Source organism: Segatella copri (assembly GCF_019249655.2).
Taxonomy (GTDB): Bacteria; Bacteroidota; Bacteroidia; order Bacteroidales; family Bacteroidaceae; genus Prevotella.
Window position 1 is genome coordinate 317,289 of sequence record NZ_CP137557.1, and the last position, 12,712, is coordinate 330,000.

General features: G+C 43.1%; 6 protein-coding genes, 2 rRNA genes and 1 pseudogene (1 of these 9 running past the window's edge). All 9 read left to right on the forward strand.

Annotated elements, in window-relative coordinates; all coding sequences use genetic code 11:
* Positions 1-80: 80 nt before the first annotated feature.
* Positions 81-1,766: a group II intron reverse transcriptase/maturase gene (gene ltrA / locus KUA49_RS01245; RefSeq protein WP_049702337.1), complete on the forward strand. Its 1,686-nt coding sequence runs from the start codon at positions 81-83 to the stop codon at positions 1,764-1,766.
* Positions 1,750-2,943, forward strand: coding sequence for a DNA methylase (locus KUA49_RS01250; protein ID WP_233522338.1), 1,194 nt, complete (start codon positions 1,750-1,752; stop codon positions 2,941-2,943). The genes ltrA and KUA49_RS01250 overlap by 17 nt, the downstream gene beginning before the upstream one ends.
* 759 nt (positions 2,944-3,702) lie before the next feature.
* The gene (locus KUA49_RS01255) at positions 3,703-4,431 is read left to right on the forward strand and encodes a UpxY family transcription antiterminator (RefSeq protein WP_117664206.1); all 729 of its coding nucleotides are present in this window, start codon (positions 3,703-3,705) and stop codon (positions 4,429-4,431) included.
* Positions 4,432-4,448: 17 nt separating this feature from the next.
* Positions 4,449-5,033, forward strand: a pseudogene (locus KUA49_RS01260) (SDR family oxidoreductase); the annotation flags it as partial.
* A 244-nt stretch (positions 5,034-5,277) separates the two neighbouring features.
* Positions 5,278-6,387 (forward strand): transposase, encoded by a 1,110-nt coding sequence (locus KUA49_RS01265; protein ID WP_237474194.1) that lies wholly within the window; start codon positions 5,278-5,280, stop codon positions 6,385-6,387.
* A 55-nt stretch (positions 6,388-6,442) separates the two neighbouring features.
* Positions 6,443-8,368, forward strand: coding sequence for a tetracycline resistance ribosomal protection protein Tet(Q) (gene tet(Q) / locus KUA49_RS01270; RefSeq protein WP_002560998.1), 1,926 nt, complete (start codon positions 6,443-6,445; stop codon positions 8,366-8,368).
* 280 nt (positions 8,369-8,648) lie between these two features.
* Entirely contained in the window at positions 8,649-9,758 is a 1,110-nt protein-coding gene (locus KUA49_RS01275) for a transposase (RefSeq protein WP_237474194.1), read from the forward strand.
* A 542-nt stretch (positions 9,759-10,300) separates the two neighbouring features.
* Positions 10,301-11,832 (forward strand): 16S ribosomal RNA (locus tag KUA49_RS01280).
* Between the two features lie 345 nt (positions 11,833-12,177).
* Positions 12,178-12,712, forward strand: a 23S ribosomal RNA gene (locus KUA49_RS01285) (it continues 2,361 nt past the right edge of the window).
* Together the 16S and 23S rRNA genes form the textbook arrangement of a ribosomal RNA operon.

Consider the following 12,712-nt stretch of genomic DNA (forward strand, 5'->3'; position numbering starts at 1 on the left):
TTGGGAGGCAAATACCCAACATTAGCCAAATGGTAATTCTTTACAATAAACTTTTAGAACTTTTTAAAGTAGGAATGCAAATGAACGATAAAATCAAAGAAAATCTCCTCGACCAATCGTGTGCGCCGACTGACAACCTGCAATCAAATTGGGACAGAATAGACTGGACTAAGGCGGAGCAAGCTGTTAAGAAGCTTCAAGCTCGTATTGTAAAGGCTCAGAAGGAAGGCAGACATAACAAGGTGAAAGCCTTGCAATGGACGCTTACCCACTCTTTTTACGCAAAAGCCTTAGCCGTAAAGAGGGTTACTTCTAACGGGGGTGGTTGTACTCCTGGGGTTGACAAAGAAATATGGGATACCCCTAAAGCTAAAATGCAAGCAATAACCCAACTCAAACGCAGAGGCTACCAGCCAATGCCGCTGAGAAGAGTTCATATCAAGAAGAGCAACGGCAAACTGCGACCGTTGGGAATACCGACAATGAAAGACAGAGCCATGCAAGCACTCTATCTTATGGCATTGGAGCCTGTATCAGAAACTACAGCTGATACTCGTTCATACGGTTTCCGCAAGGAACGCTGCTGTATGGATGCAATACAGCAATGTCATAACATTCTCCGAAAGGGATATTCTCCCGAATGGATTTTGGAGGGTGACATAAAAGGGTGTTTTGACCATATCAGCCATGAGTGGTTACTTGCCAATATCCCAATGGATAAGGCAATACTCCGAAAATGGTTGAAATGTGGCTATGTTTTCAACAAGCAAATGTTCCCGACCGAGGAAGGAACACCGCAAGGTGGTATAATTTCTCCGACACTTGCCAATATGACTTTGGACGGATTGCAGAAAGCTCTTGCAGATAGATATAAGCGCCATCATGTTAATGGTAAGTTGTATTCACCAATGGTGAACCTTGTACGTTATGCGGATGATTTTATCATCACTTGCGAGAACAAGGAAACTCTTGAAAATGAAATCAAGCCATTGGTTGCTGAATTTATGTCTGAAAGAGGTCTGACCTTATCAGAGGAAAAGACGGTGATAACCAACGTGCATGACGGTTTTGATTTTCTTGGCTTTAATATCCGCAAATACGGCAAGGACATATTGACCAAGCCGACAAAGAAATCCGAGAAACGCTTTATGGAGAATATCCGTAAGGTAATTAAGGAGAACAAGGGTTGCAGACAGGAGTCGTTAATCAGAATGTTGAACTCTAAAATCCGAGGATGGGGAGGTTATTATCAGCATGGGGCGACACGTGATTCATTTCACAGAATCGACCATCAGATATTCCTCTCACTATGGCAATGGGCAAAACGCCGTCATTCCAAGAAAGGGAAACGGTGGATAAAAGACCGATATTGGCATGACATTCGAGGGAACAAATGGACTTTCGCTTCAAAATTCAAGAAACCAAACGGAAAGGAAGACCAATTGACATTATTGTCTCTGACTTCATCGTTTCCATTCCTGCAATACACGCAGATTAAAGGAGACATGAACCCGTTTGATGCAGACTGTCGTCTGTACTTCTATAAAAGAAAGAAGTCGAAAATGCTTGTTACGCTAAAAGGACGCAAGTCACTGCTGTACCTATGGGAAAAGCAAGGACGCAAATGTCCTATATGCGGTGAGCCTATTGATACGCACAAGGCATGGAATGTCATGCCAACCGTTCAAAACGGAAAGAAATGCAATCTGTTGGTTCATGATGAATGTTTTAAATTATCCCGCAAATCAAATGGAAACAAGAAGTAGTTTGAGCCGGTCTCTGCATACAAACAGAGGCTTAGAAAAGCTTGAGCCGTATGAGGGGAAACTCTCATGTACGGTTCTTAGGGGGGAAGAGGGCAGCAATGCCCTTGACCTACCCGATCGACCGTCAGACTTGGCACAGCGTGACGGTCGAGGTGTGCGTGCCGGCAACGAGATTGCCAAAATCTATGCCGACAACAAGGTGGATGTCATCATCTATGCGGTGGAAAAGTCGCTTGACTCGTACAAGTTTAACCTCCTGCACTGCAAGCAGACTTTTATCTCGCAGTTGAAAAGCGGAGCCTTGGGGGCGAGAACCATTGACGAGGGAGCGATGGACGAGAAATCGGGCATGAATTTTTCCGAGTATATGGCTATTCTCTCCGGAAATACCGACTTGCTTGACAAGGCAAAGCTGGAGAAGAAGATTGCTTCTCTGGAGGGTGAGCGCAAATCGTTCAACAGGGGCAAGCGTGATTCGGAACAGAAACTGAAGTCAAAGTCAGAAGAGCTGGACGGCAATCGGACTATACTCAAAGGCATGACAGCGGACTATGACAAGTTTATGAGTCAGGCAAAGAAGGATATGGACGGGAATATTCTCAATCTCATCACCCTTAACGGTCTCGAGTCCAATAATCTGGAAGTGATAGGCAAACAGCTTCAAAGGATGGCAAAAACGGAAAGGACAGATGGGGAATACAAGGAAATAGGTGCAATTTATGGATTTCCTATCAAGGTCGTAAGCGAGACAAGCTTTGAGAGCGGTCTTCCCTTCGTTGATAACCGCTTTGTTGTTGAGGGCCATTACAAGTATCAGTACAACAACGGACATCTCGCCAAGTCTGACCCGATAGCTGCGGCAAATAACTTTGTGAATGCCCTGCAGAAGATACAAGGGTACATTGAACAGTATGATTCAAGATGCAGGACACTGGAGAAGGAGATACCGCAACTAAAGGAAATTGCTTCCAAGGTCTGGAAGAGAGAAGAAGAGCTGAAAAGTCTGAAGACGGAACTGGCAGCATTGGATAGAAAAATACAGTTAGAATTGGCACCACCTGTTCAAGAAAAGGATATAAGTGATAAACCTCAAAAAGAAAACAACACTATCAAATCGGGAGAATTCTACGCAGATACTATAGTACAACAAGAAAGGAAGGTCCGAATTGGTCTTTAATTGGTCTATTTATAAAGTGGCAAGCAAACTTATTATGAGTTTGTTTGCTACTACTTTTTCTTAATACTATATAAATTATCTAAACACAGATAGTTCTTCGTTCACATTTTGATATCAAAGTAATGAAAAACAGTATTTGTTTATACAAAATTTCTGAGATATTAAAGCGATTAGGCTTAAATAGTCTTAAATTTGTGTTGCAGTATTTATAATTCCTGCCATTTCTTGTCTTTTCTCAATAAATTTTCGTATTTTTGCAGTCGGATTGTATAGCCAGACCGCAGTTGTCGCTGTAAGACGAGTTCTTTCATGATAACCGAGTCGGCAGCCTACGCCGTGCTGAGTGTAGTGAAGTCAACCATGACATATCTATACGAAAGCGGGCTTTGGGTGGGAAAGCAATCCAGACATAATGGAAGGCGTTTATCGACGCTGTGTTTAAGACTTCCTGTAATCTAGCAAATTAACAGTTAATCATAGTCTTGAATATGGTCAACGGTAGATGTCCCGGGTGTGATTATTTCAATCCCGTGGAGACCTTGTAAGCATAGATTGTACCCTTTCGGGCGCAATCAAATGTATTATATAGGTCTCTTTACACGGACATGATTTTCATATCGGCGTGGGCTCTGACGTTGTCTGTTCAACTATGATAGGCAATTGCTAGAGCCTCAGGAAGTGGAATGGACAACAGGACGATTCCACGCTTTTTTTGTCGCAATTTAACGGATTTCTGTCTAGAAAAAAGTTAGCACCGATATGAAAGTCGATGAATGGACATCAGAAGATGTACACACCTCAGGAGGAGGTGAATTCCCTCCTTGCGCTGGACTTACCTCCAACGCCCTCCCCGAAGCTCAAAGCACAGTTTCCGCCGAGAGTTCACAAACAGGGGTGTCCACCAGAAATGCCCATATAGCAAGTAAGTCTAAAGCGCAAAAAGAGGAAGAAATTCCTCATTGGTATGCTTTACGCACCACCTATGGTAGAGAGAAAAAAGCATACGACTATATGACCGCCAAAGGCATCACGGCTTTCTATCCTACCACCGAGGTAGTGAAACTTATAAAAGGTAAGCGCAAAATTGTTATCGAGTCACGTTTACCCAACATCTTCTTCGCCTACGGTACCGAAGAACAACTCAAAACCTTTGTTTACGACAACGTAAATCTCCCATTCCTTCGTTTTTACTATCGTCACGTCCACGTTGGGCGCAGAATAGAGAAGGTTCCTATGATAGTTCCAGACTATCAGATGGAAAGTCTCAAAATCATCTGTGCTGCCGATGCGGATAATACAATCGTGTCATTAGTCGAAGTGCCAAAGTTCGAGAAAGGACAGTTGGTAAAGGTTATTGATGGTGTATTCAAAGGGGTGGTTGGAATAGTTGCACGCTGGCAGGGGCAACAGAGAGTAGGCGTGGTAGTAGATGATTTGGTAACAATGGCCACAGCCTATATACCAAGTGCGTTTCTTCAAAAAATATAATAAAACAATTAATAAATATGAAATATGCTTTAGTAACAGGAGCCTCGCGAGGTATAGGACGTGCAGTGGCTTTGCGCTTAGCAAATGAGTATCCTGTCATAATCAATTATCATTCTAATTCCGAAAGTGCTAATGAGGTAAAGGAACTAATTGAGGCGAACGGAGGTTATGCAGAGTTGCTACCTTTTGATGTTGCAGATTCACAATCTATAGAAAATGCGATTGACCTGTGGGAGCAAAGACATCCTGATGATTATATTTCTGTGTTAGTAAACAATGCAGGTATTCGTCGAGACAATGTTATGTTTATGATGGCTAATGAGGAATGGCATGATGTACTTAACACAAATCTTAACGGCTTTTTCTATATCACAAGACGCCTATTGAAACATATGATGCCTCGTAAACGAGGTGGAAGAATTATAAACATGTCATCGCTTTCTGGTTTGAAAGGAATGGTAGGTCAGGTAAATTATAGTACTGCAAAAGCAGCGCTAATAGGAGCGACAAAAGCTTTAGCTCAAGAAGTAGCCCCTCGTAACATCACAGTGAATGCAGTGGCTCCAGGTTTCATACAAACAGATATGACTAAGGATTTACCACCAATACTCTGTTAATTCTTATGTAATCGATTGAAAATGAGAGAGTTAATTAACGTAATATAACTAATAAAATTTGGTTAAGTGGCTGATTATCAGTAACTTTATAGTTCTCTAAGCTCAAAGTTATATGACATCAGAACCACTCAACCAATATACGGAAATATGCAGAGATGCTATCAAAAGTTCATCTGCAAAGTTAAGCAAAACTTTCGAGAGTCTACTCTTGGAAATACTTTTATTGTACATGACGATACAAAGAAAGATAAATTTCACTCAAATGGAGCGTTACGGCACCCATTGTGAGCAGACCTACAGAACGAACTTCAACCGTGGTCGTGCTAAATGCATAGACTGGGTGAAGTTCAACCTTGCCCTATGCCGACGTTACTTGAATATGGATGGTCTATTGGCTATAGCCATCGATCCGAGCTACATCAGCAAGTCGGGTAAGAAGACTCCGCATATCGGTACTTTCTGGTCCGGTTGTGCAAGTTCCATGAAGCATGGGCTTGAAATCATGGGGCTTGCACTTGTCGATGTCCATGCCAACAGTTGCATGATGCTGCGCGCCCATCAGACTCCATCTACTGGAGAATTGAAAATGCGTAACATGACTCTCGTGCAACATTACATAGCGGTCATCAAGCGTTATAAGAAGGATTTGTTGAAGGTCACCGATATTGTTGTCGCTGACGCTTTCTTCTCTATCCGTCCGTTTGTGGACGGAATCAAAGAGTGCGGTTTCCATCTTGTCAGCCGCTTCAGGGATACTGCGAGCCTATATTATGTGTATACGGGACCTCGTTCCAATAAGCCTGGACGTCCCAAGACACTTGACGGAAAAATCAACTACAAGAAACTTGACCTCACACGTATGGCAGAGTTGCATATTGAAGGACTTGAAGGCACAGCCTACACACTCATAGCCTATTCAAAGGCATTGAAGCAGAAAGTGCGCCTTGTCATTTGGGTTATGCCGAACGGAAAACACAAGCTTTTCTTCTCAACAAAGACATCCATGTCGGGTGAGGAAGTGTTGCGCACATACCGCTCAAGATTCCAAATAGAGTTTTGTTTTCGCGATGCAAAGCAATATACTGGTCTTACGCATTGCCAAGCAAGACACAAGAACCAGTTGGACTTTTCCTATAATGCATCATTCGCATCACAGAATGTTGCGAAAGTGATGATGAAGGAAAATGAATTGCCGTATTCCATGGCTTCTTTCAAGGAGATTATGGCAAGCACATACATCGCTAAATTAATTTTCAACAAGTGTCGGAGAATACCGAACCGAAAGTTAATTAGTCATACTATCAAAGAACTCTTTGGCTGGCAACGTAAAGCTGCTTAGCCATTATCTCAAATTTTAACGAACTATTGTTGTAGTATATTATTGCTTAATCCAAATGAATATTATAAATTTAGGAATTCTTGCTCACATTGATGCAGGAAAAACTTCCGTAACCGAGAATCTGCTGTTTGCCAGTGGAGCAACGGAAAAGTGCGGCCGTGTGGATAATGGTGACACCATAACAGACTCTATGGATATAGAGAAACGTAGAGGAATTACTGTTCGGGCTTCTACGACATCTATTATCTGGAATGGAGTGAAATGCAATATCATTGACACTCCGGGACACATGGATTTTATTGCGGAAGTGGAGCGGACATTCAAAATGCTTGATGGAGCAGTCCTCATCTTATCCGCAAAGGAAGGCATACAAGCGCAAACAAAGTTGCTGTTCAATACTTTACAAAAACTGCAAATCCCGACAATTATATTTATCAATAAAATTGACCGTGACGGTGTGAATTTAGAGCGTTTGTATCTGGATATAAAAACAAATCTGTCTCAAGATGTCCTGTTTATGCAAACTGTTGTCGATGGATTGGTTTATCCGATTTGCTCCCAAACATATATAAAGGAAGAATACAAAGAATTTGTATGCAACCATGACGACAATATATTAGAACGATATTTGGCGGATAGCGAAATTTCACCGGCTGATTATTGGAATACGATAATCGATCTTGTGGCAAAAGCCAAAGTCTATCCGGTACTACATGGATCAGCAATGTTCAATATCGGTATCAATGAGTTGTTGGACGCCATCTCTTCTTTTATACTTCCTCCAGAATCAGTCTCAAACAGACTTTCAGCTTATCTCTATAAGATAGAGCATGACCCCAAAGGACATAAAAGAAGTTTTCTAAAAATAATTGACGGAAGTCTGAGACTTCGAGACATTGTAAGAATCAACGATTCGGAAAAATTCATCAAGATTAAAAATCTAAAGACTATTTATCAGGGCAGAGAGATAAATGTTGATGAAGTGGGGGCCAATGATATCGCGATTGTAGAAGATATGGAAGATTTTCGAATCGGAGATTATTTAGGTACTAAACCTTGTTTGATTCAAGGGTTATCTCATCAGCATCCCGCTCTCAAATCCTCCGTCCGGCCAGACAGGTCCGAAGAGAGAAGCAAGGTGATATCCGCTCTGAATACATTGTGGATTGAAGACCCGTCTTTGTCCTTTTCCATAAACTCATATAGTGATGAATTGGAAATCTCGTTATATGGTTTGACACAAAAGGAAATCATACAGACATTGCTGGAAGAACGATTTTCCGTAAAGGTCCATTTTGATGAGATCAAGACTATCTACAAAGAACGACCTGTAAAAAAGGTCAATAAGATTATTCAGATCGAAGTGCCACCCAACCCTTACTGGGCCACAATAGGGCTGACGCTTGAACCCTTGCCGTTAGGGACAGGGTTGCAAATCGAAAGTGACATCTCCTATGGTTATCTGAACCATTCTTTTCAAAATGCCGTTTTTGAAGGGATTCGTATGTCTTGCCAATCTGGTTTACATGGATGGGAAGTGACTGATCTGAAAGTAACTTTTACTCAAGCCGAGTATTATAGCCCGGTAAGTACACCTGCTGATTTCAGACAGCTGACCCCTTATGTCTTCAGGCTGGCCTTGCAACAGTCAGGTGTGGACATTCTCGAACCGATGCTCTATTTTGAGTTGCAGATACCCCAAGCGGCAAGTTCCAAAGCTATTACAGATTTGCAAAAAATGATGTCTGAGATTGAAGACATCAGTTGCAATAATGAGTGGTGTCATATTAAAGGGAAAGTTCCATTAAATACAAGTAAAGACTACGCCTCAGAAGTAAGTTCATACACTAAGGGCTTAGGCGTTTTTATGGTCAAGCCATGCGGGTATCAAATAACAAAAGGCGATTATTCTGATAATATCCGCATGAACGAAAAAGATAAACTTTTATTCATGTTCCAAAAATCAATGTCATCAAAATAATGGAGCGGTCAGGAAATTTCTATAAGGCAATACAGTTCAATACTCTGTTAATTCTTATGTAATCGATTGAAAATGAGAGAGTTAATTAACGTAATATAACTAATAAAATTTGGTTAAGTGGCTGATTATCAGTAACTTTATAGTTCTCTAAGCTCAAAGTTATATGACATCAGAACCACTCAACCAATATACGGAAATATGCAGAGATGCTATCAAAAGTTCATCTGCAAAGTTAAGCAAAACTTTCGAGAGTCTACTCTTGGAAATACTTTTATTGTACATGACGATACAAAGAAAGATAAATTTCACTCAAATGGAGCGTTACGGCACCCATTGTGAGCAGACCTACAGAACGAACTTCAACCGTGGTCGTGCTAAATGCATAGACTGGGTGAAGTTCAACCTTGCCCTATGCCGACGTTACTTGAATATGGATGGTCTATTGGCTATAGCCATCGATCCGAGCTACATCAGCAAGTCGGGTAAGAAGACTCCGCATATCGGTACTTTCTGGTCCGGTTGTGCAAGTTCCATGAAGCATGGGCTTGAAATCATGGGGCTTGCACTTGTCGATGTCCATGCCAACAGTTGCATGATGCTGCGCGCCCATCAGACTCCATCTACTGGAGAATTGAAAATGCGTAACATGACTCTCGTGCAACATTACATAGCGGTCATCAAGCGTTATAAGAAGGATTTGTTGAAGGTCACCGATATTGTTGTCGCTGACGCTTTCTTCTCTATCCGTCCGTTTGTGGACGGAATCAAAGAGTGCGGTTTCCATCTTGTCAGCCGCTTCAGGGATACTGCGAGCCTATATTATGTGTATACGGGACCTCGTTCCAATAAGCCTGGACGTCCCAAGACACTTGACGGAAAAATCAACTACAAGAAACTTGACCTCACACGTATGGCAGAGTTGCATATTGAAGGACTTGAAGGCACAGCCTACACACTCATAGCCTATTCAAAGGCATTGAAGCAGAAAGTGCGCCTTGTCATTTGGGTTATGCCGAACGGAAAACACAAGCTTTTCTTCTCAACAAAGACATCCATGTCGGGTGAGGAAGTGTTGCGCACATACCGCTCAAGATTCCAAATAGAGTTTTGTTTTCGCGATGCAAAGCAATATACTGGTCTTACGCATTGCCAAGCAAGACACAAGAACCAGTTGGACTTTTCCTATAATGCATCATTCGCATCACAGAATGTTGCGAAAGTGATGATGAAGGAAAATGAATTGCCGTATTCCATGGCTTCTTTCAAGGAGATTATGGCAAGCACATACATCGCTAAATTAATTTTCAACAAGTGTCGGAGAATACCGAACCGAAAGTTAATTAGTCATACTATCAAAGAACTCTTTGGCTGGCAACGTAAAGCTGCTTAGCCATTATCTCAAATTTTAACGAACTATTGCCTTAAGGAAACAAACGGTTTCACTTAAAAAAGCATTTGAAACACTTTTGGCGTGTTTTTGAGGCCATTTCTTAGCCCTTATCAGTAGCCTTGATAGTGGTGTGTGTTCGTGCACACCTCATGATATATAATATAATAAGGTGTAACGCTGAAAATGAAGCTTTGAAATGTTTTTGAATGTTAAAATTGAAAGAAAAATGAAAGTTTTTCCTCAAAACATTTGGCAGTTTCGGAAATAGTTAGTACTTTTGCACTCGCTTTTGAGAAATCAAGCATTACTCGAAGCAATAAAGAAAGAGTTCTTTGAAAGATTTTACATAAACAGACAAGTAGTACAAGAAGCGGTTAACTTCTTAGAAATAAGAAAGTTGACTGGGTAAAAGAAACGAACCGTCAAGAAATTGACAAGTCAGGTTTACTAAGCTTCAATAAACGAAAAGGATATTCGTCCTAAGTACAGACAACAAACACCGATTGCTTCAGCAATGAGGCAAGACGTAAAAATGATATTTTACAATGGAGAGTTTGATCCTGGCTCAGGATGAACGCTAGCTACAGGCTTAACACATGCAAGTCGAGGGGAAACGATAGAGAAAGCTTGCTTTTTCTAGGCGTCGACCGGCGCACGGGTGAGTAACGCGTATCCAACCTGCCCATCACTTGGGGATAACCTTGCGAAAGTAAGACTAATACCCAATGACGTCTCTAGAAGACATCTGAAAGGGATTAAAGATTTATCGGTGATGGATGGGGATGCGTCTGATTAGCTTGTTGGCGGGGTAACGGCCCACCAAGGCGACGATCAGTAGGGGTTCTGAGAGGAAGGTCCCCCACATTGGAACTGAGACACGGTCCAAACTCCTACGGGAGGCAGCAGTGAGGAATATTGGTCAATGGACGAGAGTCTGAACCAGCCAAGTAGCGTGCAGGATGACGGCCCTATGGGTTGTAAACTGCTTTTATAAGGGAATAAAGTGAGTCTCGTGAGACTTTTTGCATGTACCTTATGAATAAGGACCGGCTAATTCCGTGCCAGCAGCCGCGGTAATACGGAAGGTCCGGGCGTTATCCGGATTTATTGGGTTTAAAGGGAGCGTAGGCCGGAGATTAAGCGTGTTGTGAAATGTAGACGCTCAACGTCTGCACTGCAGCGCGAACTGGTTTCCTTGAGTACGCACAAAGTGGGCGGAATTCGTGGTGTAGCGGTGAAATGCTTAGATATCACGAAGAACTCCGATTGCGAAGGCAGCTCACTGGAGCGCAACTGACGCTGAAGCTCGAAAGTGCGGGTATCGAACAGGATTAGATACCCTGGTAGTCCGCACGGTAAACGATGGATGCCCGCTGTTGGTCTGAATAGGTCAGCGGCCAAGCGAAAGCATTAAGCATCCCACCTGGGGAGTACGCCGGCAACGGTGAAACTCAAAGGAATTGACGGGGGCCCGCACAAGCGGAGGAACATGTGGTTTAATTCGATGATACGCGAGGAACCTTACCCGGGCTTGAATTGCAGAGGAAGGATTTGGAGACAATGACGCCCTTCGGGGCCTCTGTGAAGGTGCTGCATGGTTGTCGTCAGCTCGTGCCGTGAGGTGTCGGCTTAAGTGCCATAACGAGCGCAACCCCTCTCCTTAGTTGCCATCAGGTAAAGCTGGGCACTCTGGGGACACTGCCACCGTAAGGTGTGAGGAAGGTGGGGATGACGTCAAATCAGCACGGCCCTTACGTCCGGGGCTACACACGTGTTACAATGGCAGGTACAGAGAGATGGTGTTCTGCAAAGCGCATCTAATCCTTAAAGCCTGTCTCAGTTCGGACTGGGGTCTGCAACCCGACCCCACGAAGCTGGATTCGCTAGTAATCGCGCATCAGCCATGGCGCGGTGAATACGTTCCCGGGCCTTGTACACACCGCCCGTCAAGCCATGAAAGCCGGGGGCGCCTAAAGTCCGTGACCGTAAGGAGCGGCCTAGGGCGAAACTGGTAATTGGGGCTAAGTCGTAACAAGGTAGCCGTACCGGAAGGTGCGGCTGGAACACCTCCTTTCTGGAGAGACGAATTTCCTATGAAGATATAGGAATCTGATTAAAAGTTCGCTTCTCTTCTTGTACGCACCATCTGTTTAATTAAAATAGGAGACTGAGATTCCTTATACATTATATAATATATAGGGATGGCTCAAGCAAAATGGTTCAACTCCACAATCTCCACTATGCCTTTCAAGGCAAGAAGATCTTTGACATATTGACACAAGCAAAACTGTAAGTAATGAACTTTAGTTCAGACTAAAGTGAATCAAATCGCAAGATGAGATTTCACAAGTTAGAATACAGCTGAAAGTATGAGCTACTTATTCGTTATTCGGAAACGAGTAACAAGAATACAGTCGTAAAGAAAGTAAGAAAGGGCGTATGGCGGATGCCTAGGCTCACGGAGGCGATGAAGGACGTGATAAGCTGCGATAAGCTTCGGGTAGGTGCAAATAACCTTTGATCCGGAGATTTCCGAATGGGACAACCTAGCCGTCTGAAGGACGGTTACTCTTACCAAGTAAGAGAGCTAACGCAGGGAACTGAAACATCTTAGTACCTGCAGGAAGAGAAAATAAATGAATGATTCCCCTAGTAGTGGCGAGCGAACGGGGAACAGCCCAAACCAGTGGCGTCGCAAGGCGTTGCTGGGGTTGTAGGACCGCGACATTGTATTGAAATGGTGAGTGGAAGTATCTGGAAAGTTACATCACAGAAGGTGATAATCCTGTACACGAAGCCAAATCAAGCATAGCGGTATCCTGAGTAACGCGGGACACGAGGAATCCTGCGCGAATCTGCCGGGACCATCCGGTAAGGCTAAATACTCCCGTGAGACCGATAGCGAACGAGTACTGTGAAGGAAAGGTGAAAAGAACCCCGAGCAGGGGAGTGAA